Annotated in this window: 18 protein-coding genes and 1 pseudogene; 8 read left to right on the forward strand and 11 right to left on the reverse strand. The window is 44.8% G+C overall.

The genetic code is table 11. From position 1 onward, the window contains the following. Positions 1-95: 95 nt before the first annotated feature. Complete coding sequence (locus PY364_RS11605; protein ID WP_275522673.1) at positions 96-1472, reverse strand: FAD-binding oxidoreductase; 1377 nt, start codon at positions 1470-1472, stop codon at positions 96-98. 90 nt (positions 1473-1562) lie between these two features. Between PY364_RS11605 and PY364_RS11610 the strand changes: the two genes are divergently transcribed. Next, positions 1563-2291 carry a DUF4079 domain-containing protein gene (locus PY364_RS11610; protein WP_275522674.1) on the forward strand — a complete coding sequence of 243 codons (729 nt, stop codon included), beginning with the start codon at positions 1563-1565 and terminating at the stop codon, positions 2289-2291. A gap of 2 nt (positions 2292-2293) precedes the next feature. Beyond that, the gene (locus tag PY364_RS11615) at positions 2294-2464 is read left to right on the forward strand and encodes a hypothetical protein (RefSeq protein ID WP_275522675.1); all 171 of its coding nucleotides are present in this window, start codon (positions 2294-2296) and stop codon (positions 2462-2464) included. A 42-nt stretch (positions 2465-2506) separates the two neighbouring features. Here the strand turns inward: PY364_RS11615 and PY364_RS11620 are convergent, their stop codons facing one another. Then, positions 2507-2728, reverse strand: a complete 222-nt coding sequence (locus PY364_RS11620) for a hypothetical protein (RefSeq protein WP_275522676.1) — start codon at positions 2726-2728, stop codon at positions 2507-2509. 167 nt (positions 2729-2895) lie between these two features. Between PY364_RS11620 and PY364_RS11625 the strand changes: the two genes are divergently transcribed. Continuing rightward, positions 2896-3318 (forward strand): DUF202 domain-containing protein, encoded by a 423-nt coding sequence (locus PY364_RS11625; protein WP_275522677.1) that lies wholly within the window; start codon positions 2896-2898, stop codon positions 3316-3318. A gap of 7 nt (positions 3319-3325) precedes the next feature. On the opposite strand, the gene PY364_RS11630 is transcribed toward PY364_RS11625, so the two are convergent. Next, positions 3326-4792, reverse strand: coding sequence for an AMIN domain-containing protein (locus PY364_RS11630; RefSeq protein ID WP_275522678.1), 1467 nt, complete (start codon positions 4790-4792; stop codon positions 3326-3328). 336 nt (positions 4793-5128) lie between these two features. Here PY364_RS11630 and PY364_RS11635 point away from each other — a divergent pair, with 336 nt between their 5' ends. Both PY364_RS11635 and PY364_RS11640 read left to right on the forward strand, forming a co-directional pair. Next, positions 5129-7378, forward strand: coding sequence for a cation:proton antiporter (locus tag PY364_RS11635; protein ID WP_275522680.1), 2250 nt, complete (start codon positions 5129-5131; stop codon positions 7376-7378). A 661-nt stretch (positions 7379-8039) separates the two neighbouring features. Continuing rightward, positions 8040-8579, forward strand: a pseudogene (locus tag PY364_RS11640) (phytanoyl-CoA dioxygenase family protein); the annotation flags it as partial. A gap of 123 nt (positions 8580-8702) precedes the next feature. Here PY364_RS11640 and PY364_RS11645 read toward each other — a convergent pair. Continuing rightward, on the reverse strand, positions 8703-10025 hold the full coding sequence (locus tag PY364_RS11645) for a hypothetical protein (protein WP_275522682.1): 1323 nt from the start codon (positions 10023-10025) through the stop codon (positions 8703-8705). Between the two features lie 242 nt (positions 10026-10267). Between PY364_RS11645 and PY364_RS11650 the strand changes: the two genes are divergently transcribed. Together PY364_RS11650 and PY364_RS11655 are read left to right on the forward strand one after the other, a co-directional pair. Further along, on the forward strand, positions 10268-11704 hold the full coding sequence (locus PY364_RS11650; protein WP_275522684.1) for a DUF3370 domain-containing protein: 1437 nt from the start codon (positions 10268-10270) through the stop codon (positions 11702-11704). A 59-nt stretch (positions 11705-11763) separates the two neighbouring features. Next, positions 11764-12801 carry an S-layer homology domain-containing protein gene (locus PY364_RS11655; RefSeq protein ID WP_275522686.1) on the forward strand — a complete coding sequence of 346 codons (1038 nt, stop codon included), beginning with the start codon at positions 11764-11766 and terminating at the stop codon, positions 12799-12801. A gap of 148 nt (positions 12802-12949) precedes the next feature. On the opposite strand, the gene PY364_RS11660 is transcribed toward PY364_RS11655, so the two are convergent. The 4 genes from PY364_RS11660 to PY364_RS11675 all read right to left on the reverse strand — a co-directional run bounded on the left by PY364_RS11660 (position 12950) and on the right by PY364_RS11675 (position 19476). Next, a complete protein-coding gene (locus tag PY364_RS11660) occupies positions 12950-15052 on the reverse strand; it encodes a M3 family metallopeptidase (RefSeq protein ID WP_275522688.1) in 2103 nt (700 codons plus the stop codon). Between the two features lie 258 nt (positions 15053-15310). Then, a complete protein-coding gene (gene glsA / locus PY364_RS11665; RefSeq protein WP_275522690.1) occupies positions 15311-16282 on the reverse strand; it encodes a glutaminase A in 972 nt (323 codons plus the stop codon). Positions 16283-16388: 106 nt separating this feature from the next. Beyond that, the gene (locus tag PY364_RS11670) at positions 16389-17255 is read right to left on the reverse strand and encodes a hypothetical protein (RefSeq protein ID WP_275522692.1); all 867 of its coding nucleotides are present in this window, start codon (positions 17253-17255) and stop codon (positions 16389-16391) included. Positions 17256-17721: 466 nt separating this feature from the next. Further along, positions 17722-19476, reverse strand: a complete 1755-nt coding sequence (locus tag PY364_RS11675; protein WP_275522693.1) for a DUF2079 domain-containing protein — start codon at positions 19474-19476, stop codon at positions 17722-17724. A 91-nt stretch (positions 19477-19567) separates the two neighbouring features. On the opposite strand from PY364_RS11675, the gene PY364_RS11680 reads away from it, so the two are divergent. Then, positions 19568-20806 carry a histidine kinase gene (locus PY364_RS11680; protein ID WP_275522785.1) on the forward strand — a complete coding sequence of 413 codons (1239 nt, stop codon included), beginning with the start codon at positions 19568-19570 and terminating at the stop codon, positions 20804-20806. A gap of 89 nt (positions 20807-20895) precedes the next feature. Here PY364_RS11680 and mutT read toward each other — a convergent pair whose 3' ends face one another. The 3 genes from mutT to PY364_RS11695 all read right to left on the reverse strand — a co-directional run bounded on the left by mutT (position 20896) and on the right by PY364_RS11695 (position 22874). Beyond that, positions 20896-21309 carry an 8-oxo-dGTP diphosphatase MutT gene (gene mutT / locus PY364_RS11685; RefSeq protein WP_275522694.1) on the reverse strand — a complete coding sequence of 138 codons (414 nt, stop codon included), beginning with the start codon at positions 21307-21309 and terminating at the stop codon, positions 20896-20898. 72 nt (positions 21310-21381) lie between these two features. Continuing rightward, positions 21382-21726 carry a DUF760 domain-containing protein gene (locus tag PY364_RS11690; protein ID WP_275522695.1) on the reverse strand — a complete coding sequence of 115 codons (345 nt, stop codon included), beginning with the start codon at positions 21724-21726 and terminating at the stop codon, positions 21382-21384. 188 nt (positions 21727-21914) lie between these two features. Continuing rightward, positions 21915-22874 (reverse strand): RNA polymerase sigma factor, RpoD/SigA family, encoded by a 960-nt coding sequence (locus tag PY364_RS11695; protein WP_275522697.1) that lies wholly within the window; start codon positions 22872-22874, stop codon positions 21915-21917. Positions 22875-23077 lie beyond the last annotated feature (203 nt).

Genomic DNA, 23077 nt, shown 5'->3' on the forward strand with positions numbered 1-23077 from the left:
CGGTAAGAATACCGCCCAGAGGGCGGCGTTACGTAAGTTTTCGAGGAAATAGAAGCGGTAAAGATACCGCCCAGAGGGCGGCGTTACGTAAGTTTTCAAGGAAATAGAAAACGATGGGGACTGAAAATATTCTCTGGGTCAAATTGCTGTTTAATTTTCTGCATTAAACTGAGACCATTTCCATTATAACCCCAAACATCTAAATGTTGCTTAATGTCAGCGGGAGCTTTCAAAATGCTGAGAAATCCACCATGAGATTCGCATTGCTGACGTACTTGCAAAAGCGTTTCCACTGTCGTACTATCAAACCGCAAAATCCCCAACCCGCTACCGCCATAAATCAAACCATCAGCCAGATTCAACTGTGCTAAAATATTCACAGATTCAGAGGGAAGTGTTCCGATTTTACAAATAATTGTTGAATCTGGGGCAGTTGACCAGATGGTTGATTTTAATCTCTGCCATAAGTCGGATTCATCATTTCCAATATAGGTTATTCCTTTTAATCCTAACTTCTCGCCGACTTCTAGCAAGCGGCTAGATTGTTCTTCAACACTTTCTAGTATACTTTGAAATCTTACTGCCAAACCCAAACTTTTACCTAAACCTAACTTTGCTACCAACTGCTTTGATAGCAAATCAATGGCTGTCGGTGTTAAAGCTGAGGATAATAAGGTTTGAGTTGTGTTTGCTAAGGCTTCAGCTTCGCCAGTTAAAATTACAGTTACAGATGCGTTTGGCAGTGGATAAACTCGCATTGTAACTTGACTAATTATGCCCAGCGTGCCATAGGAACCTGTTAACAACTTCATCAAATCATAACCAGCGACATTTTTAACAACGCGCCCTCCTGCTTTGGCAATTTTGCCATCGGATCGCACGAAAGTTATTCCTAATAATAAATCGCGAACGCCCCGATATCGCTGTCGGAGGGAACCCGCGTCAGCAGTTGCGATAATGCCGCCGATGGTTGCCTGTTCTGGATATGCTGGATCTAGGGGTAAAAATTGACCAGAGGTGGCTAAAATTTGCTGCAATTCGGCAAACTTCATTCCTGCTTCGACAGTAACGGTTAAATCGCCAACGGCGCGATCGATCAGGCGGTTGATGCGATCGCAACTGACAACTACGAGCCCCTCTGCATTCCCTAAAAAGGGCGGTTCTGAAACCTGACTTCGATCGCGGGGGTTGGAGGGCTCTGTTTTTACCAATCCCCCCCAGTCAAGTTTGCTACCGCTACCAATTGGCAAAACTCCCCGTCGATTTCGGGAAATGCAAGCGATCGCACCCGCGAGTTTTTCTTGAGTAGGAGGATAAACAATGCAGTCAATTTCCGTACCTGGGGCGATCGCACTTTCTATCCGTTTTTGCCAAAAAGAGTCTGTATCCTGCCAGGAACAGACAGCATCAGCGCCGACAATGCTTTCTAGTTCTTGTGCCAATGCCCAGTTATCCGTTACAGTCGATTTCATTAAAGTTAGGAGACACTCACTCAAAAAAATAACAAAAAAAAATACTTAAAGCTATTATATTTCTAAACATCATCCTAGTAACTTTAATTTATGGAACTCGTAGATGTAATGGCCCTCCTCCATCCCGCCTTAGCAGTAGCGGTGGTTTTCCCAATTATTGGCATGGTTGTCAATATGGCATGGCAAACGCGATCGCGCCGCCTCCAAAGCGCGGGTGATGGCAAAAGCAAAATTCCGCCCTCCGTCGGTTCTGAGCACGTTAAATTAGGTCGCTGGTTAACTGGTTCAGTTGTCGGAATTAGCTTAGTAGCTTTTGCCTATGTTATCTTTTTCAAGAGTATCTTGAAAAATCAACTATGGAGTAAAGCACCTTTCCAGGTAGTTTTTATCGTGCTAATGTTTGTCGCCACCATCGCTTCGCTGGTGTTTCTTTACAAGGCAAGACTACCAAAATGGCGGGCTGTATTTGCCAGTTTAAGCAGCGCTGGTTTAATAATTATTGGCTTCCAAGATGGTATTTTTCGCAGGGACGATCAATGGATGTTTTCTCATTTTTATTACGGTTTGCTTGCCGCCATACTAATGATTGTTTCCCTGGCAATTGTTCCCGAAATCTACAAGGATAGAACTAACAAGTGGCGCAAGATTCATACCATTCTAAATTGCATAGCTTTGTTGCTATTTATTGGTCAAGGAATGACCGGTTCTAGAGATTTGCTAGAAATTCCTTTGAGTTGGCAGCAAGAACACCTTTATCAGTGTGACTGGAATAATAAAACTTGCCCTAAACCCTCGTCATCCGTAGGGATGAGAAATTAAAAATGGGGGAAGCACAAAAATTACTCTGTGAAAATTTAACAGCGCAAATCTGGGAAAAGGAAGCTATAGAAAAATGGAATGGAACTTTACCCTTAGTTATTGGTGACAGCAGTACAAATTTATTAGATTTGACTAAATTCATCAATGGCAGCAACAGCAGTATTCCCCAATAATAATAGTAGGATAGTGATAGTAGGTTCTGCGCGAATTACATCTTAACAAGAAAGGGAACAATTAGGAAACTTACCAATTTTGTTAGCGGTAACAATTGTATTTCGGCAGTCGAATACGCTGGCATTAGTTTTCTGGGCTAACTCTTTCAAGTTAATTAGTGGAGAGTCAGATTGGGGAGCTTGTAGATACAACTCATAAGCAACTTCCAACACTTTAAAATTTAACGACAAAGGCTGAATTTGTTTTTCTAGTAGTTGAAACATAGTTGTTTTGACCCTGAAATAAACTTCCTGATTAGTTTTAATTTACGAAACTTGAGATTACGTAACCTCTGTCTGAAGTAGGGATTCTCATCAGCGTCAAACTATGCCAGAAGACAGAAAAAACTTTCCGATTGATATGTATAGCAATTACCAATTACCAATTACCAATGTTATTAAAGTTTAGAAATACAAAAATAGATACAGAGAAGGCAAAATTACAAAATCCCTCGCGGGTGCGAGATCATTTAGCGAACGAGCGCACATATTTGGCATGGATGCGAACCGCGATCGCGCTCATGGGTTTTGGCGTTGTGATCGTTCGCCTCCGCATCTTACAACCGCCTCTGATTGCACGTCCCGGCATTGGTTGGAAGTTAGGTTTAGTATTTTCTTTAGTTGGTTTAGTAACAGTATTACTTTCAACTAATCACTATTTTAATGTCCGGCGCGACATTGATGAGGATACTTATGAACCAGCAGAAGGTTGCGTAATGCTCTTTAGTTTTGCGGTGATGCTTTTAGGAGCTGGAGTTGTCTATTTTGTGTTCTCAGCTCCCTTTTTTCCCTTCATTCCTGTTGTCACTGACTGATTTTCAACTAATATCTCAAATCCTCATTCAAACGAACTTGCACAATTTGTCCGGGTTGAATAGTAGCAGGTTGGGGAGCAGTGGCGTAAGTTGTTGCAGCACCCGCAGCAGCACCGGCAAGTAAACCAATACCAGTAAAACCACTAAGTACAAATAATGCTACTCCTCCAATCCCAGAATTACGCAGAAAACTCCTTTGTGAGGGTTTGCGATCGCCACTACCAAATCGATCCGATCGCGCCTCTAAAGGAATGCTACGACCATTAAGATACATCGATTGAGCAATAAATCGCGTCCCTTCGCTATTGCTTTCAAAGCGTCCGATTATTGGCGTATTAGGTGGTACGATCGTATTGCCATAGCTATCAAGAATCCCTCCTTGTAATAGCAACACTTCCTGTCTTGAGGGTTTGGGATCTAGCGCTAAAGGCTCTACACCCGGATAAAGCAAGCTGAGTCTAGTTCCTGCTGGTAGTAAGACATTGGGCGCGTATGCCGTTGGCGCGATCGCATTTGGTAAAGGATAAACTGAAGGTGGGACAAAATTATCATAATTGCTAGCAGGTAAAGGAGCGATCGGCTGTCTGGGAAGCTCTTCATTCCAATTTAAGGGTCTTGCTGGGGTCGCATAGCCGGGAATTGTCACCGATGGAACCGATCGCGGCGGCGTATAGGTGGGTGTATAACTAGGGGGTAAAGCGGCTTGTTGCCTTGTCTGGTTAATTGGGAAAGTTGCGATCGGCACTGTCAGCGGTTGGATCGGCGGATTTGGAGTTTCTAGTATTACAGGATTAGGATTTGGTAGATTTTGGGGCGATCGCGCCAACGATGCAGTTTGAGTGCTACTTTGAGGTCTAGCAGTAGTAGAATTAGCCAGAGCTCTACTGTTACTAGGCGGCGACGTAGGCGGTGGCGGAGTAGTTAAGCCGCGTTGCATTGGCCCTGCTGTAGCCCCCGTCATTGAATTTCCTTGACTTAACTGATTATTCGTCCCTGAAAACAAAGGACGCAATACCCAACGATTCTCTAAACCTATGCGTTGTAACTGTACTTGTTCTGGAGTTAACACCACTCCCGGAGCAAAATCAATCACAATTCTCGCCATCCCCGGCTGAAATTGGCTCAGACTGACAGAACGCACCGTACCTTCTGGGTACAATTGGGTAGTATCAGTTCCCACCTCCGTATCCGGCAAATCGACAACTATCCGCGTTGGTTGGTCTAAAAGAGAAAACTTAGGCGTTATTCCCTCTGGCAGCATGACTTCTAGCTGATTTGTCCCCGGATCGAACAACCAATTTGTCAGCAATGCAGCAGCAGCTTGTCGTTGTCCTATTGGTAAAGTGACAACTACGGCGGCGACTGTCAGACTCAGGCTAAGCGACTGGCAAGTAAACAGTGTGGCTGTTGCATTGCGGAGAGTCAGGCTGTGTAAACTTGGCAAAAATCCCTGTACTGATTTTTTGTGTTGCATGGCCATCAAAGAGAAAGTTGCGATAGTGAATCTATTGTAGGTTGGGTAAGGCGCGGCGATTATAGCAACCGCCAAGGCGGTTAGGGGTTAGGGACTAGGGAAAGAAGGGAAAGAGAATAAAAATACCGAACCGTTAGATCAATTCAGAATATCCTAATGGTCTTGGCGGTTGCTATATCAGTGCATTGGTTTCAGTTGAACTTTAAAAGCAAATCTTAATTCCTGGTTGAGTTTAGATGAATTTTAGCCAGCGCTAGAATTAAAGTTGAGCCTGTAATTAGCCAGCGCTAGAATTAAAGTTGAGCCTGTAACCATTGCATTCCGATGTATAGTTTGATGAATAATTTGTCTTCATTGGAATTATTGCTTGGTAGCCAGACCGCCAATGGCATCATTAAACCACTGGGACAGCACGAATTACTCTTATTCCTGGTGCAACTAGCGCTACTGCTGTTGGTGTCGCGAGGACTGGGCGAATTGATGCGTCAAATTAATCTGCCTCCAGTCGTCGGCGAGTTGCTTGCGGGAGTCTTACTCGGCCCATCATTATTTGGCTGGATATGGCCTGGGTTATACGCACAAATCTTTCCCCATAGCCAGACTCAAGCTGACCTGCTATCAGTTGTGTCTTGGTTAGGCGTACTGTTTCTATTAATTGTTACTGGTCTAGAAACTGACCTCCAATTGATTCTCCGCAAGGGGAAGACTGCATTCTTCATCTCCTTGGGCGGGATTATCATCCCCTTCATAACTGGAATGGCATTAGGATGGCTTTTACCCGATAGTTTCCTTGCTAATCCTCACAATCGGCTAGTATTTACTCTATTCATTGCCACCGCCATGAGTATCTCGGCTGTACCCGTAATTGCCAAGGTGCTGATGGATTTGCAACTGATTCGTCGCGACATCGGTCAAATCACGCTAGCAGCGGGCATGACTGACGATACCATCGGTTGGATTTTACTGTCCGTAGTATCTGGTTTAGCGAGTAGCGGCAAGTTTGACATCAATACCGTCATCGCTGCCGTAAGTGGCGCTGTCCTATTCTTAGGTATTGCCTTTACACTAGGGCGAATCGTAGTTGACCGAGTTCTGCGGTGGATAGATAACACTATCGGTGGAGCTACAGCGAGTTTATCAATAATTCTGGTTCTCTGTCTGTTCGCAGCAGCCCTGACTCACTCTCTGGGGATAGAAGCAGCACTGGGAGCATTTACTTTTGGCATTTTAGCAGGAGAATCGCGACGATTTAGCCGGGAGGCAGGTCATACCTTGGAAATGATTACAGCAGGTTTTCTGGCACCTATCTTTTTCGCCGCCGCTGGTTTGAAGGTTAATTTGCTCGAACTGCTGATACCTTCAACGCTGTTAATGGGATTATTAGTTTTGGCTGTCGCCTGTGTGGGTAAATTTTTGGGTGCTTATTTAGGATCGCGCATAGGAGGACTGACTCACTGGGAAGGTTTGGCAATGGGGGCGGGGATGAACGCACGTGGTGCGATGGAAATCATTGTAGCCACTATCGGACTATCGCTAGGCGTGTTGAATCAACAGATGTATTCGATTATCGTCATGGTTGCGATCGTTACTTCCATGATGGCACCGCCCTTATTGCGTTGGACGCTGAGCAAAGTCACTATCGGCGAAGAAGAAGCCCACCGTTTAAAGCAAGAAGAACTCTCAATCCGTAGCTTTGTTAAAAATATTCGTCGAGTGTTAATCCCTACCAGTGGGGGAGCAAATGTACAGTTAGCTGCTCAGCTAGTCAGCTATCTGGCGCACCAAAACCCAGTAGAAGTGACAGCGCTGTATGCTTTAAGCGACAAGAAACCACAACATCTTGCCGCAAGCAAGAATGCTATTAAAGATACGGGGGCTGTTAATGCTTTGGCGGCTATTGCAGATACAATGCAACTGCCTGTTGGCTCAACAATGCAAACGAAGGTAGTTTCAGGGCGTAATAAAGCAGATTTAATTCTCAAAGAAGCAAAGAAAGGCTATGACTTAGTTGTATTGGGTGCTAGCGAAGGAAAACATTCTAGTAGCAGTCTTTTTAACTTGTTAGTCGATCGAGTGGTGCAGGAAGCTCCCTGTGCTACGCTCGTAGTCAAGTCTCATTTACCTGTGCCTAAAGGAGAAGTTTGCCACATTCCGCTGCGATCGCTACGCCATATCTTGGTACCTACAGTAGGTTCGGAATACAGCAAAAATGCTGTGGAAGTTGCCAGCACTATTGCTACTCAGACTCAAGCACTGGTTACTTTGGTTCACGCGATCAATTTACCTCAGATTGAGTATCTTCTTTATGAGCAGCAAAAGCTGGATTCAGTCAGAGAAATTGCCCAGCAAATTGTAGAGAATCAAGTTGAAATAGGAAAAAGCTTGGGAGCTAATGTACAGTTTCAGATTCTTGAAGGAGTTAGCCCGGAGCAGGAAATTCTCAAGTTTGCTCGTCAAGAGCAGGTGGATTTAATTATTTTAGGTAGCAATATCCGCATGATCACGGGACGAGCTTTCTTTGGACACCGAGTTGATACAATTTTAAGCTTGGCTGAATGTCCCGTTGCCATTCTCAGTTCACTATAGCATTTAGAGGGGTTAGATTGAGTAGCAGTTTAAGAATGTCTGTAAGAAGAATCCCCAGTAAGTTAACCCCAAGAACACCCGGTCATTCCAAACGAGAACAACTTCCGGCACGGTGTAGTAAATTGTCGGCAATAGCTCGGCAGTGCCGGGAGCTGTTCTCGTCCTCCACTCCCTAGTTTTACCTAAAAGTTACCTAATAAATTGTCAGTTTCAATCCCTAATAGGGATTTAGTGAAATTGTTACTGGATATTTTGTATCACAGTTTGTTACAATTTTGGCATTTAGTTTCAATTGAAATTTGAGTTTATTCAAAGTGATAAACTGGTTGTTCAATATCATACAATAGCTTGTTTTTCATGTTTTTCTTCAGCTATACTCAAAGTAATAGCATAATGCTAATAAAGCATAAGACATTAATTCGACAAAACGATTATAGCTCACCAAATTAGGCATGGCTTTCAACCAGTATGGCATTACTTGTAATCGGTAAAAGTCTTTAAATGTTCGGTAGCGTGAACCATGAAATCCGATGATAATTGTCATAATTTCCCTTAAAGTCAAGCGCGTTTTGGCATGACGCTTAAAAAATCGACTTGACCGCTCGATTTTAAGTGCGTTTTCAATCGCGATCGCCTCTGGCTTTCCTATCTCGATCGACCGGGGATCGTAGACTTAGCAGAGGCGTTAATGGGCGATCGATGCCACATCATTGGTATGACTGCTTGGAAGAGTTTTCCCGGCTATGATGGTTGGCGCATCCACACAGATCAGCTCTTAGTTCCAGTTCCTGAAACTGTCTTTTTCGATCCCAATTTTAAACTACCAGTGTGGATTTGCACTGCCCATTTTTATCTGAGCGACATGACAGAAGACCTCTGTCCTACCTATATAATTCCTGGCAGCCATAAATCAGGCAGAGAACCCAATAAAGGCGAAGAAACTTGGAACGATCGCGCACCTGAACCAGTTCTATGTCAAGCTGGAGATGTGCTATTTTTTCGTAGTGAAATTTGGCACTCAGGCAGTAAGAATACTACTCAAGATCGCACCCGCTATCTGCTACAAGTACATTACTCGCACCGTAACATCGCCCAAAAGTTCTCGCCTTGGCCTTGGCAATTCAACCCAGAAATTCTTGCTGTTGCCACTGAACGGCAGTTGCGACTTTTAGGTAAACACCCAGAATCAAATTACGGTTAATAGCAAATCCCGCTTAAATACCCCTTTTATTCTTCAGTCCGCGTAGGCGGACTTCATTTGTGTAGTAGCGATTTCAATCGCCGAATGATAAAAGGGATATCTTTCTGCCTGAATACTTCGCCGCTACGATTTAAAACCTTTAGAACCTTTCTTTTTATCCTGCGGCTTAGACTTAGATTTATTAACTTCAGTCATAGCTTCCTGAAATAAATTGTGCAAGTGCAGGGGAACGCTGGCAATTTCTGGCAGTTGCGGCTCTAAAGGTTTATTGTATTCTTGCAAAAGTGTATCTAAATCGCGCTCTAAATTAAAATCTGGTCGCTCTAATACTGTTTGCAAAACTTTTTCTAGTTGGGTTGGGTAAGTTTGGGCTAAACGTTGCCAGATGAAAGCATTAATCGTAGGATCTTCCAGGTAATTGCGAACTAATTTGTTAGCATTAGGTAAGCTTTCCCCGTCTTCTGTTTCTAACAGAGCTTTGATTTGAGCGTAGGTAGGTAAAAACATCTGACCCCAACGAGGATTAGAAATAGCCGTTACCTGTTCGACTTTTTTAATAGAATCTGGCAAGTCAATTTTCGGCATCACCATTTGGGAATTTGCCTTGCCGAACATTCGATCGACTGTATCAGCATCAGCACCCATTTCTGTTGCTTCGGCTCTGATTTTAGTAGCATCAACTCCTGATTCTGCTGCTATTTCATCAAGAGATTTTGAACTGTCAATGCCAGCTTCAGCTAGGCGTTTTTTAGTAATTACTTCTTGAAATTCTGCAATCTTTTTGTTAAGATGATATCCTGAAAGTGTGATTTCATCGCTACCAAAAAAATCAGTAAAATCTTGGTGATACTGCTCGACTGATTGCCAGGCCTGTTCTAACAATTCGGGAGCATCGCTATAAAGGGCATTTTTGTGATTCTGCTTGAAGTTACCAATGGCGACTGCTAATTTGGGTTTACCCAATTTTCCCATTAATATGTGATGCCCAGAAAACATCCAGTAACTATCGGTTAGGGGGGCAATGCGAACCAGTAAAATTTCCCCAGGTTTGAGTTTTGCTGTATCTTTGAGCGGGTCAGAATTATTGATTTTAACCCTGTAGTGTTTGGCGGTTAGCCAGTTAATTAGCTCGAAGCCATCAGGTAGAATTTGGCTAATTTCAAATAACCCTGTAAAGCTGCGCCGCCAGTTGTCTAATAACAGGCGATCGCCATCTTCTAAGTCTGTCTGAGCGATAAATAGATCCAGAGGCGATCGCTCTCCGACTTTACCTTCGATAATAAAACTGTCAACGAGTTGATTTTGCTGGGCGATGTCATAGCGATCGCGCGAAGAACCCGCCGCTATATAAGCCTCTAAAGCTACCGCTAACTCTCCCTCTGCATCCAGTACAAAGTCTATTAAATTTTGCTTGAGTTTCCAAGCTCTTTCCAGAATAGCTTCCACAATTTAATCTCTTAATTTGAGCTGGATTGTAATACTAATTAGCTTAATTTGAGATCGATCTAAAGGAAGATATAGCAACCGCTTTCGGCGGTTAGGGGCTAGGGGCTAGGGAAAGAAGGTAAAGGAGAGGGCGCAAGGTGGGTCTTTTTCAAAAATGCGATGCTCTCAAGGATTTATGCTGTAGGAAAATTTAGACTAGCGTAAATCCTAAATAGTTCTCAATTCGCCTACAGCCAAATCTGATGATTCCCAAAACAAGTAAACTGACTCGAATTGCCTTAATCCTGGCGATCGCGATCGCCAGCGGCGGATTATTTTTACTCAAAAAACCTGCCCCATTCGTACAAGCACAGACTCCATCGCCATCACCAACCCCCGCCAAGCCTACTCCCCAGGAAATCCTAGTCAATAATGAAGTGCGATCGCTGCCCGGCTCGTTGGATAATGTACCCATGCTCAACAGTGACAGTCCAGAATGGGTAAAAAAAGAGGGAATTTTGCTCTCCACCTTTCCACCAGAAGGGAAAAAAGTACCCGCAGCTCATCTTAACTTCCCATTTCAGGGACAATTTAACTTATTTGCCCACCACTTCACCCACACTCCCCCCAACTTGCAAACCTTATACATTGGGGCAATTTTATACAATCCCGGCAAACAACCCGTAACCGTGGAAGTCTTACAGGCAGCGAGTTATCTGATGGAACCAGACGCACCTTTCAAACAAAAGCCGCCAATAAGTGAGAATCCTCAAGGAGAAGTATATTCTGGTCACGGCATTCGCGCTGTAGATAATATTTTGCGGGGAGTACGACAACCCAATTTTCCTGCAAAACTGGTACTTGCCCCTGGGGAAAGCAAGATGCTACTCAATGGTTCAATTCCGGTGCGGGAGTTGCCAAAGCCTATAAATGGTCGTTCTACCTTTATGGCATTGAAAAGTAGCGGTAAAGTTTACGCTGCGACTTTGGCGCTGTATGCCAAGAAAAATCCTGACGGTAGCGATCGCGCCCCTACTCTCAAAGAATGGCAAGATTTGTTATACAATGGTAGCTTAGCTCTACCCCGCGATAAAACTCCAACACCACCCGGAGCCCCTGGTAATCTGATTTACAGTCGCGTTGCAGGCGTGCAACAAGGTTCGCGATGGCAAGCACAATTAGTAGACAAAAATAGCACTAATCTCACAATTCCCCAACGCGGTAAAGCTTATTCCTATGCGATCGCTACCCTCCGAGGCGGTAAACTCGGTACAGACCAAGTGCAAACAGCAAAACTGCTAGTACGCTATCCAGATACGGCCTACGAAGCACACGGTAACTATGGCGTTCACTACGATCTTACTTTTCCCCTGCACAACACCACCGATCGACCGCAGGAAGTCGCGATCGCACTGGAAACACCTTTAAAAGAAGATAAGTTAGTAAAAGGCGGGTTACGCTTCCGCAAACCTCCCTTAGATTTCCCCTATTTCCGAGGTACAGTGCGGTTGCGTTATCAAAATGATAGCGGTCAAAAGGTCACGCGCTACGTGCATTTGTGGCATCGAGTTGGTCAAGTTGTAGAACCAATGGTCAAGTTGAAATTAGCAACCGGAGAAAAGCGATCCGTGCAAGTAGATTTCATCTATCCTCCTGATTCTACGCCGCCGCAAGTATTGACCGTGAAAACTTTGGAGTAATATTGTTTGTAATAGCGATCGCTGTGGTTTAATTGACACATCGCTATCCAAGCAAAACTATGGCATCTCCACAACCCCCATCACCAGAAAACAAACCTCTAGGCTTCGATGAATGGATCGCGATCGCAGTTGCCTTCAGCGCGATCGCAGCAATTTTCTTTTGGTCAACAGGTCAAAATGGCAATCAACTGGAAATCTCAAATTCCCCATCTCCAAGTCCATCCTCTACCATACCAGAAAATCTGAATCCATCACAGCCAGTCGAGCAAAATCCTAGTCAACCTTTGGGTACTGTAACTGTCACTCCCTCTTCATCTCCTGCTAAACCCCAATCGCAATCAATCCCCTTCGCTTCTCCTGCACCAAATATCATTCCTCAAGCAGCAATTATTCGCTCCGTTCCCTTTCCCGCAAGTCCCAAACCTCAATCTGCTCCCGTTAAAACAGCCATAATTCCTGCTAAAATAATTCCTGTACCTCAAGCGAATTCTACCCAAACTACTCCGATTAAATTCTCAGATGTTTCTGACAAATATTGGGCGCGTCCCTTTATTGACAAACTTTCAGAACGCAAAATTATTACTGGTTTTAATGATGGCACTTTTCGACCAGAACAGCCAGTAACGCGAGCAGAGTTAGCAGCAATAATTGAAGGCATAGTTACCGACCAAAAACTCGATCCGAAACCTGTTAACTTTAAGGATGTAAAAGCTAATAACTGGGCTGTTCCTGCCATAGCAAAATCTGTGCAAGCTGGATTTATGAAAGGATATCCCGGAAATTCCTTCCGTCCTGATGAAAATGTGCCAAAAGTGCAAGTTGTGGCAGCTTTAGCTAGCGGTCTTAACCTGAAGCCGCCCACAAAATCAGCCCAAGCTTTAGAGATTTATAAAGATAGTAAACAAGTACCAAGTTGGGCAATTGAACGAGTAGCAGCAGCCACACAAGGTAACATAGTTGTTAACTATCCAAAGCGGGATTTTCTTAACCCAAATCAACCAGCAACTCGTGCCGATGTAGCTGCTATGGTTTATCAAACCTTAGTTAAGTTGGGAAAAGCAGAACCCCAATCGTCTGAGTATATTGTTCGTCCTTGAATCGTCTGATTTGGTTAACATTAGCATTACCGCCAAGATGGCGGCGTTACGGATATTTTTGCATAACTCCTGTTAGTCTTAAGGTAGGCGTTGCTGCTAATAATATCTGCAAAAAAATTGAGATTTAAATAGCAGCACCACCTTACTTTTAAGCAACAGCTAAACCAGTATGTACCAATAAAGGTTTAGTGCTCGGTTCCCGTCCCCGGAAAGCCTTAAACACTTCCATCGGATGCAAACTTCCCCCTAATCCTAAGACAGTATCGCGGAAACGAGCACCCGTAGACGCGATCGCATCTTCATTTTCCAAACCAGCCTCCTCAAAAGCCGAAAAAGCATCAGCACTCAAAACCTCAGCCCATTTATAACTGTAATATCCCGCCGCATAACCGCCAGCAAAAATATGTCCGAAGGCGCACAAAAATGAATCTTCAGGCAATGGTGGCAAAACAGTTGTAGTCTTAGCAATGCGGTTGCGAATATCCGTTACACTTTCCTCACCTCCTGGTTGATAGCGGTGATGCAATTCAATATCAACCAAGCTAAAATGTAACTGCCTTAACATCCCGCTACCACTCATATAATTACGTGCAGCCAGTAACTTTTGATAATAATGTTCTGGCAAAGTTTCCCCTGTTTCGTAATGCTTAGCCATGCCAAAAAGAGTAGCGCGATCGTAACACCAATTCTCCATAAATTGACTGGGCAATTCCACTGCATCCCACTCAATATTATTGATTCCAGCCGCCCCCGGATGGTCTACTTTTGTCAACATATGCTGCAAGCCATGACCAAATTCATGGAACAAAGTTTCGACTTCTATAAAGTTCATTAAACTCGGCTTTCCATCCACAGGAGGAGATTGATTGCAGACCAAATAAGCCACAGGTAAGCGTGTTTTTTGTCCGTCTACATCGATGATTTTAGCCCGCACAATACACTCATCCATCCAAGCACCACCGCGCTTTTCTGTGGGACGACTGTAAGGGTCTAAATAGAAATACGCGATCGCATTTCCTTGCTCATCAGCAATCTGGAAATAGCGCACATCCTCATGCCATACTGCCGCCTCACCATCAGCAGCAGTAACAGTCACCCCAAACAGCCGATTTACTAAAGTAAATAAGCCATCAAGTACCTGCGGTAAAGGAAAATAAGGTCGCAATTCTTCAGCACTAAAAGCAAACTTTTCTTCCCGCTGACGTTCTGCCCAAAAACTGATATCCCAGTGCTTCAAATCTTGAGCTTCCGGGGAGCCTTTCGTAGCGGCAAAAGCCTTTAAATTCTCTAAATCTTTGATAGCAGCATCATAACTAGCGCCGCGCAATTCTTCCAGCAAAGCCTCTACAGCTTCCACATTAGGAGCCATTTTACTAGCTAAACTTAATTCAGCATAACTGCTAAATCCCAGCAAAGCAGCTTTCTCTTTTCGCAATTCTAAAATGCGATCGATTAGCGGCCAATTATTCAACTCGCCGCTAGAAGCACGGCTCATAAAAGCTTTGTAAAGCTTTTCTCGCAAGTCGCGGCGGGTGCTGTGCTGCATGAAAGGGCCATAACTGGGGAAATCTAAAGTGATGCGCCAAGGGCCATTTTCAGTAGTAGCATCTTCTGCACCTTCGGTACGAGCAGATTGAGCGGCTAAACTGAGTAAACTAGGAGGTAAACCATCAACTTCATCCTTATTTGTCAGAGTGAGGCTAAAAGCTTTTGTAGAGTCAAGAACGTGGTTAGAAAATTTAGTACCAATTTCTGCTAATTCCATTTGAATAGCATTGAAACGTTCTTTTTGATCGCCTTCTAATCCTACACCAGAAAGCTCTGAATCTCGGATAGAGGATTCTACAATTCGCTTTTGAGCTAGGTCTAAACTTTCCCATTCGCTACCGCTATGCAATGCTTTAAAAGCATCATATAACGGTTTACTTTGGCTAAATTTATTCCAAAACTGGACAACTTGAGGCTGCATAGTTTCGTGAGCAGTTCGCAATTCTGGGCTATTCTTAACACCAGTTAAGTGTCCAATTGTACCCCAACTCCAGTTTAAACGCTCTACAATGCGCTGTAGGGGTTCGACTAAGCCACTCCAAGTCGGTTTAACGGTTGCTTCTAAGCTGCTAAGCTCTTTCTCTAATTCTGCCAGTATTTGTGTGATTGCAGGGACTACGTGCTCTGCTTTGATGACATCGAAGGGGGGTAGTCCTTTACCAATTAGTAAGGGGTTTTCAGTAACGATCGCAGTTGCAGTCATAGGATTTTCAGTAAGATATTGACAAGGGTTGACTTTTAATCTTGTAGCACAGTTACCTGTTTAATTACTTGGCGGTTGAAACCGCTACTACACTAACAAAGTCCGCCTACGCGGACTATAAGAATCAGATGAAACCTGCATGAGTTGGGTTGAAATTCTACAGTCCGCGCAGGCGGACTTTGTTTGTATAGCCGCGAATTCTATTCGCCAAGGCTTAAGTTGACTTCGTTTGTATAGCTGCGAATTCTATTCGCCAGCTTAAGTTGACTCGCAATTTACCTCCAAAAATTGAGAATTGTCCGCTCGTAAATCAAATAAATGCAGCCCAAATTGTTCGGAAATTTCCTCACATACCTTTAGCCCTCTCACACTACTACCATGAGAATCCAGCAAAGGTGAGAAGACGGCAATGCCCATTTTATGAGGAGCAACGGCGATAATGCCGCCAGAAACGCCGCTTTTGGCGGGAAGTCCAACTGTATAAGCCCACTCACCAGCAAAGTTATACATACCGCAAGTGTACATAATTGTTAAAATATTTCTCACATAGCGAGATTCAACGGCCCGTACTTTGGAGATCGGATTGATGCCACAATTAGCGAGGGTGGCGGCCATAACTGCTAAATCTTGGCAGTTGACCATAACGGAACACTGCTGAAAATAGAGGTCTAGAGCTTCGTCGATATTGGGTTCAATCATGCCAAAATTGAGCATGAGATGAGCCATTGCGCGGTTGCGATGTCCGGTGCTGCGTTCTGAGGTGAAAACGGACATATCAACGAACAAATCGCGACCAACGTAACGCTGAAACATATCTAACATTCGGTTGAGGCGTTCGGTGGGATCTGTGCCTTTGATTAAACTGGTAGTAGCGATCGCGCCTGCATTTACCATTGGATTGTAAGGCCGCTTTGAAACTTCGTCTACTTGAATAGAGTTAAAAGCATCTCCCGTAGGTTCAACACCAACTCTGCTTAAAACGTAATCGCGACCGCGCTCTTCTAAGGCCATTCCATAAACAAAAGCTTTAGAAATTGACTGAATTGTGAATAGTTGGTCGCAGTCACCCGCTTGATAAATTTGACCGTCGGCGGTGACAACGCAAATACCAAACCAGTCAGGATTTGCCTTTGCTAGTTCGGGAATGTAGTTAGCCAGTACACCCTCTTTTAGTGGTTGGAATTTAAGGTGCAATTCGTCAAGAAAGGTTTGAATCGGAGAATTTAGCAAGGTGGCGCTCCATATTAATCATAGGACTTACGCATGAAGTAGGAAAAAATTGATTTTATTCTATTTTTCTTCTTCCTTCTTCCCTCTTCCTTCTTCCTTCTTCCTTCTATTCTGTTTGCTGCAACTGTTTCACAACATAAATTAACCGCTTGAGATGAGGTTTGACAACTGCTTGCTGCTCCTGTTCTAAACGGTTAATTTTGGCTGCAATCAGCGATAAATCTTCTCCCGGTTGAGGAGAAATAGTTTGCAAATCATTCTGGAGAGCTTCAATCGTTTCTTGAATTAATAAAAACCTAGTATTTAAAACCTTCCAGTCTTCTTGGGTGAGCGCATTTTCTGTTAAGTGTTTAGTCATACTTTGCAGTTGCGCAATCGCTTCCCGGATCGGTTCTATGTCTCCTGCTTCTGGGATCGATCGAGCTTGCACTTGTTCACTTACTTGCTGTCGGCTTTCAATCAAAGCTGATGCTACAATTTCTTGCAGAGAAGACACAGATTGACCCAGGCTGAGTATCTGTTGCTCAAAATCTATGGAGTCAAAGTTTTCTGAACGGGGGATCGCCACAATTTGCTGGCGGAGAGATTCAATATCTGCTGACAATTGCTGGCGGAGTTTGACTACGATCGCGACGGTTGTTCTTTCCATTTTCTCCAGCGATCGTCGCACTTCAGCAATCTCTGGATCTTGCGAAACCACCTTCTGCTGCTCAAAACGATAGCGGTTAGCAACTGAGAGGGAAAGCGCCAAAGTCAGAGGGGCCACCCCATAGAAAGCTTGACCCGAAAGCGCCACAGCTAGGGAACCGAGAGCAGATGCACCGAGGGAAGCATACTCGGCTAACTCCAGCCAGTGCCTTTTGTGAGAAGTTTGTTTCACTTTGGGAAGTGAGGAGTCGAGCTTCCGCACGGCTTTAGGAGTCATAGTGTCTTCCCGTCTTTGATATACTTGTTGCGAGACTTGGGGGATCATCGGGTTCTATCCTTTTAACTCATATACTCGCTAGGGTTTAGCCCAAGAGTTGTCTGATTATTTTAATTTTGGCATGAGGCTTGAGTACAGCTCGTTATAGCTTGGTTTGGGGCTTAGGAGGATTTTACCATTTCTGCGATCGCATTTATAGCAACCTTCTTGGCAGTTAAGACGTTCTGACTTCCACCAAACTCGCTGATTCTATTCCCTTCTTCCCCTTCTTTCACGCTTCCCCTAGCCTAAGCGCCCCTAGCCTAAGCGCCCCTAGCCGCTGAAAGCGGTTGCTATATTACCGCATCTAGGTACGAGATTCAGACTAGCACACTGTCCCGCGCCACTATCTCTTAAGTGTAGCGACTGACTGGACACTGCCAATAATCTAACTCGTAGATACCCTGACCAAACTATAGTGCATGACTTTTCTTAATGAAAGACAGGAAATTTATTCCCTGGGGCGTTACCGATATCATTTTAAGATGGGTTCTATTTGTTGATGAAAAGCTTTCCATTGAGTCACGAAATTCGGTTCAGAAACAGCACCTTTTTGCATTAAAATTACGCCATCTTGAAAACCAATAATTCCATACTCCCCAGAACTAGAAAGCTGCTCAATTAGAGGCGCGATCGCACGCAATTGTCCTCTTTCGCGTTTAAACGCTACTTGATACTGCTGCAACTGCCAGAGGTCAGCAATTAGATATTCCATCTTGACCAATTCTCGCGCATCATTCCGCAATTCCAACATTGGAAACCTGAGAATTTCCCGGCGGCTAGACAAATGCGGCACGATATAATTAGTCGCAGCGACGCTCGCATCTGATGGAATCCGATTTAAGAGCGATCGCATCTGACTTACGTGCTGCCATTGGCGAGTCAAAGATACGTATACCAAGGGATCGAGGGCATCTGGCAAAATAAAAGAAAACGTTCGATTGGGATTAGAAGTGAAGGTAAAAAACAGCGATAAACAGATACAAAATGCCCAAAAGCGCTGAAATCTTAAGGATGGGGAGCTCTTGAGAGAGGGAGCTGAGGGGCCGGGGAGCTGAGGGGCCGAGGAGAGGGGGGGCTGAGGATTAGAGGGGAGATTTTCATCTCCCCATCTCCCCCGCTCCCCCGCTCCCCCACTCCCCCGCTCAAGAGCTCCCCCGCTCCCCCTCTCCGCCCACCACAAAATTGCCCCGTAAAATAGGCCTGGAACGACTGTCATCGCATAGCGAATATTGATCGCCAGTACGGATACTCCCTTACCTAAAAATAACTTGAGCAGGGGAAATCCTGCGATCGCCCAAGAAGCAGGCGCTACCGCAGGCACAAACGCCAAGGGCAACCACTGGCCGAGTAAATACTTCAGCGTTCCCCCAAAAGGCGTAAACAGTTCCCCCAGCAACCGAAAAGGGTTACTGACCATTCCCCAGAGAATTTGTAGAGTAGAAGCTTCATCACCTTCGGCATACTGGCCAAAACGCTCAATCATAAACCGCTGGGAAATATCAGCAGAAAACAGAGGCATGATCAGGTTAGTCAGGACAACGATATAACCAAAACTCAAAGCACAGACAACTAAGCCAGTTCGAGGGTAGCGGCGGCTTAAAATCATGTAAAACCCAACACCAAACAGGATAATTCCTGAATCCTCCCGCACGGCTAAAATCAAGACCGCTAAAATGCCAAATATCGACCACTTACGCTTCTCCATTGCCAGTAGCAAGCTAAAGACATAAAGCGGAATTTGACAAATATCGTGAAAATTTCCCAAAGTCGGGCCAATTACAGCATTAGCACCATAAAAACTAATCGCGATCGCCGCAGATAATTGAGGTTCGAGATAATGTCTAGCCAGAGCGTAGAGCACCAAACCCGCCGCCGTCACTAGCGTTACCTGCAAAACCGTCAGCGTCACAGGCGAAGGAAATAGAGCATAAATAGGCAGCCAGAGCATCAAAGCCGGAGTGAAGTGTTGCCCCAGCCGATAGTAAAATACTTCTGGCAGTTGGTCATTATGAACGACATTAGTAGAGAGAGCCGAAGAAAGAGAACTCTCAAACATCCGGCCGTGAGTGCCGTTCCAGAAAACCTGATTAAAAATACCTTGGTCGTAATCGGCGTAAAAACTATAGTAGCGATGGAGAGTCAGAAGCAAACAGGCAGCAAAAAAAGCGATCGCAGCCCAAACTACCACCTTCAACGGTTTATTTTTCTGCCAGATCAAAAAATTCACTCGCCCACCCTTATTTAAAACCTTCGGCACAATATCATAAATCTAAAGAAGATATTAAATTAGAGTAGAAGTGAAATCACTACCCTCGGCAATGGTTAAATATTTTCATCCGAGACCAAGCTTCAACGCGGAACATTCCGCAGTCTCAGGAGACGGCAATCTGGTATCTACCGGAAAGCCTACCTGCTCTGAGGCCTTTCTACAACTTCTACTATTTGTGGACAAACGTCCCGGTTCCCGCGAACAGATTCGCCTCCTCCGCAAGTCCCTAGAAAACTTGAAGACAGATTTTGCCTTTGAACTGCAAGTCATCGATGTCGGGGAACAGCCTTATTTGGCTGAACACTTTAAACTGATGGCAACTCCCTGTTTGCTGAAAATTCATCCCGAACCCCGACAGACCCTTGCTGGTAGCGATTTAATTGCCCAACTAGAACACTGGTGGCCTCGTTGGCAGCGTTCAGTCCAAGAGCACTGGAGTGAGGAACAGTCGGAACTCAGTAACAAGGAAACTAAGGAGCCTCAAAGCTCTATCCGTTCCATCGCCTCTGCTGCGGAACTGATGCAACTCACCGACGAAGTTTTTCGCCTCAAGCAGGATAAAGAACACCTGCTTGAGCAATTGCAGTTGAAAGACCGCATTATTGCCATGCTTGCCCATGACCTTCGCAATCCCTTAACGGCGGCTTCCTTGGCCCTGGAAACTTTAGAATCAACTCAGAAACAAAAGGAAAATAATTTACCTGCGGTAACGCCTACTCTCACGGCTCATTTAATCAAACAAGCCCGCCGCCAAATCCTAATTATTGACCGGATGATCTCGGACATCCTTCAAGCTGCTAGGGGTACGAATGCGGAATTCCACGTTAAACCTCAAAAGTTAGAAATAAGACCTCTGTGCGAGGATGTTATTGCTCAATTACAAGACCGATTTGAGGCTAAATTCCTATACGTAGAAACTGACATTCCCAGTGATTTACCCTGCGTTTATGCCGACCCCGAACGCTTGCGGCAAGTAATGATGAATTTGTTGGATAATGCTGCTAAGTATACGCCAGAACAGGGGACTATTAATATCTCAATTCTGCACCGAACAGCTTACAAAGTTCAATTTAGTATTTGCGATAATGGGCCTGGAATTCCACAGGAAAATTGCCGGAGTATTTTTGAAGACCGCTTCCGACTCCAGCGAGACGAATTAAAGGACGGTTATGGCATTGGCCTTGCCCTTTGCCAACGCATTGTCCGCGCTCACTATGGGCAAATTTGGGTAGATTCCACAGAACAAACCGGGAGTTGTTTTCACTTCACTTTGCCAGTCTACAAATGAATTCAAAATTAAATTTGTTAACTGTTAACTGTTAACTGTTAACAGTTAACTGTTCTCATGCAACTAAAAACGACTATAAGTCCTGTGTTTTAATTGTTAATACGGAGAGCAGCAATAATTTGTTCGTTAGCTTTGGGAAAGGGAAACTGGTCTATTTCATCCAGCGTTACCCACCGAATCTCGTCGCATTCGATTGGCTGAGGTTCACCGCTGATGTGGCGACAATGATAGGCATTGAGAGTAACATGAAAATGAGCGTAGGTGTGATCGATTGCGATTAAGCGATCGCCGACTTCGATAACGATCCCCAATTCCTCCATGATTTCTCTTTTAATGCAAGCTTCCAGGGTTTCGCCAGCCTCTAATTTACCACCAGGAAACTCCCAGAGACCTCCTAGGAGTCCCCCTTGACGACGTTTATCAATTAAAATTTTTCTCTCTTGATTCCAGATGACGGCAACGCCAATAAACTTGTGAGGTAAATCAGTTGAAGTTTTGGTCATAGGTAACTAAAAACACTGAACTGTTCAGTGTTAACTGTTAACTGATAACGGTTAACAGTTAACAGTTAACCGTTAGCCGTTATCAGAGGTATGTCTATCGCTAGATTGCAAAGACTTTTCAAAAGCCATCCGCTGTTCAGCGTTTCTGAGAAAGTAGCCACTAATCATCGCTGAGGCTAGCAATCTGCCTAAATGCTCGCGGTTTGTGGTGACAGTTACGCCGAAGTGTTCCGAGGGAAGATTGCCCAACAGCCCGACAATGTTCCGCTCCATCACCTGAAAAACTTCAGTAGAGGTAGGCTTAGACAGTTGGGAGACTGTATCTGGAGCCATAGACTGTACGTATTGCCAGAGTAAATTTGCTCCTTCTCCGTTTTCGTCAAATAAGTCTGGTGTTCGATTAGATGTATTACTCACCTTGTACCTCCGTTTCAGGGACAGCGTTCTTTGTTAAATCTCAGATGATTGATGTCAATAACTTCAATCAGATTGCTGCTGATCTTCTCTGTTTACGAGCTACTTACTAATCTAGCAGGATGGCAGCAATATATAAGTGGGCGAAACCGAACTAAGGACGGCGGGTGTTACGATTTGAACTTAATGCCTTAGCTAGCTAAATAATCGTCCATGTCTTGTTTGCGCTTGCGGAGTTTGGTTAAGGCTTCGCGTTCGATCTGCCGTACTCGTTCGCGGCTAATATTGAGGCGATCGCCTATTTTTGACAGTGTTAAGGTTTGACCGTCTTCTAAACCAAATCGCAGGGCCAGAACGTCCCTTTGCTGCTGTGTCAGATCGGCCATCAGCAGTTCTAGGTCTGCCCGCAGGGAGGCCTGAAGGGCAAAATCTTCTGGAGATGCACCAGTATCTTCCAACAAGTCCCCTAATTCTGTATCTTGGTTGTCTCCTACTCGCAAATCTAGGGATAAGGGTAGGCGAGCCCGTTCCAAATATTCCCGAATCTGTTTGGGGGTCAACTCCAATTCTGCTGCTAATTCGTTCGCTGTGGCCGCCCGCCCTAGTGTTTGGGCTAGGTAGCGTTGGGCTTTTTTAATTTTGTTTAGTTTCTCTGTAATGTGTATGGGGAGGCGGATAGTACGTCCTTTTTCGGCGATCGCGCGGGTGATGGCTTGGCGAATCCACCAGTAAGCATAGGTAGAAAATCGGTAGCCCTTCGTTGGGTCAAATTTTTCTACTCCCCGCTGCATCCCAATCGTACCTTCCTGAATTAAATCTAAAAGGTCTACGTTGCGCTTGATATACTTCTTGGCAACAGACACAACTAGCCGCAGATTGGCTTCCACCATCATCCGCTTCGCCCTTTCTCCGGCGTGAATTGTCCGCTGCAATTCAGTCTCAGACAGCCCCGCAGTTTCGGCCCATTCTGTCCTAGTTGGATCTCGACCTAACTCCAAAGCTAGAGCATTTTTCGCCTCGTGCAAGGCTGTCGTTCGCTGTACCTGCTTCCCATAGAGAATTTCTTGCTCATGGGTTAGCAGGGGAACGCGGCCGATTTCTCGTAAGTAAGCGCGTACTGAATCTGTGTCTGAGGACTTAGGAGGTTTCATAAGGATTTCCCGCTGGATACCTCAGCCGCTAGAGGGTTGAGCAAGCAAACCCCTAGTCTTAGCTGGGAAGGAAAGCGGGCGGGGGACTTACGCTTTCCTTGCGTTTACACACGCCTGGTTTTTATAGTAGCTAGGTGCTACTAAGAGTAGCCCCGTCCCAGGTTAGGTTCTGGTTGGGGTCTTAACACCGCTAAATATTATGT

It is taken from the genome of Kamptonema sp. UHCC 0994 (genome assembly GCF_029167235.1).
In the GTDB taxonomy this organism is placed as follows: domain Bacteria; phylum Cyanobacteriota; class Cyanobacteriia; order Cyanobacteriales; family Microcoleaceae; genus Kamptonema.

What these genes read in the sequence shown, in the direction of transcription:
- PY364_RS11605 (WP_275522673.1), bottom strand. Translation starts at nt 1,472, where the DNA reads ATGAAATCGACTGTAACGGATAACTGGGCATTGGCACAAGAACTAGAA.
- PY364_RS11610 (WP_275522674.1), top strand. Translation starts at nt 1,563, where the DNA reads ATGGAACTCGTAGATGTAATGGCCCTCCTCCATCCCGCCTTAGCAGTA.
- PY364_RS11615 (WP_275522675.1), top strand. Translation starts at nt 2,294, where the DNA reads ATGGGGGAAGCACAAAAATTACTCTGTGAAAATTTAACAGCGCAAATC.
- PY364_RS11620 (WP_275522676.1), bottom strand. Translation starts at nt 2,728, where the DNA reads ATGTTTCAACTACTAGAAAAACAAATTCAGCCTTTGTCGTTAAATTTT.
- PY364_RS11625 (WP_275522677.1), top strand. Translation starts at nt 2,896, where the DNA reads ATGTTATTAAAGTTTAGAAATACAAAAATAGATACAGAGAAGGCAAAA.
- PY364_RS11630 (WP_275522678.1), bottom strand. Translation starts at nt 4,792, where the DNA reads ATGCAACACAAAAAATCAGTACAGGGATTTTTGCCAAGTTTACACAGC.
- PY364_RS11635 (WP_275522680.1), top strand. Translation starts at nt 5,129, where the DNA reads ATGAATAATTTGTCTTCATTGGAATTATTGCTTGGTAGCCAGACCGCC.
- PY364_RS11650 (WP_275522684.1), top strand. Translation starts at nt 10,268, where the DNA reads ATGATTCCCAAAACAAGTAAACTGACTCGAATTGCCTTAATCCTGGCG.
- PY364_RS11655 (WP_275522686.1), top strand. Translation starts at nt 11,764, where the DNA reads ATGGCATCTCCACAACCCCCATCACCAGAAAACAAACCTCTAGGCTTC.
- PY364_RS11660 (WP_275522688.1), bottom strand. Translation starts at nt 15,052, where the DNA reads ATGACTGCAACTGCGATCGTTACTGAAAACCCCTTACTAATTGGTAAA.
- PY364_RS11670 (WP_275522692.1), bottom strand. Translation starts at nt 17,255, where the DNA reads ATGATCCCCCAAGTCTCGCAACAAGTATATCAAAGACGGGAAGACACT.
- PY364_RS11680 (WP_275522785.1), top strand. Translation starts at nt 19,568, where the DNA reads ATGGTTAAATATTTTCATCCGAGACCAAGCTTCAACGCGGAACATTCC.
- mutT (WP_275522694.1), bottom strand. Translation starts at nt 21,309, where the DNA reads ATGACCAAAACTTCAACTGATTTACCTCACAAGTTTATTGGCGTTGCC.
- PY364_RS11695 (WP_275522697.1), bottom strand. Translation starts at nt 22,874, where the DNA reads ATGAAACCTCCTAAGTCCTCAGACACAGATTCAGTACGCGCTTACTTA.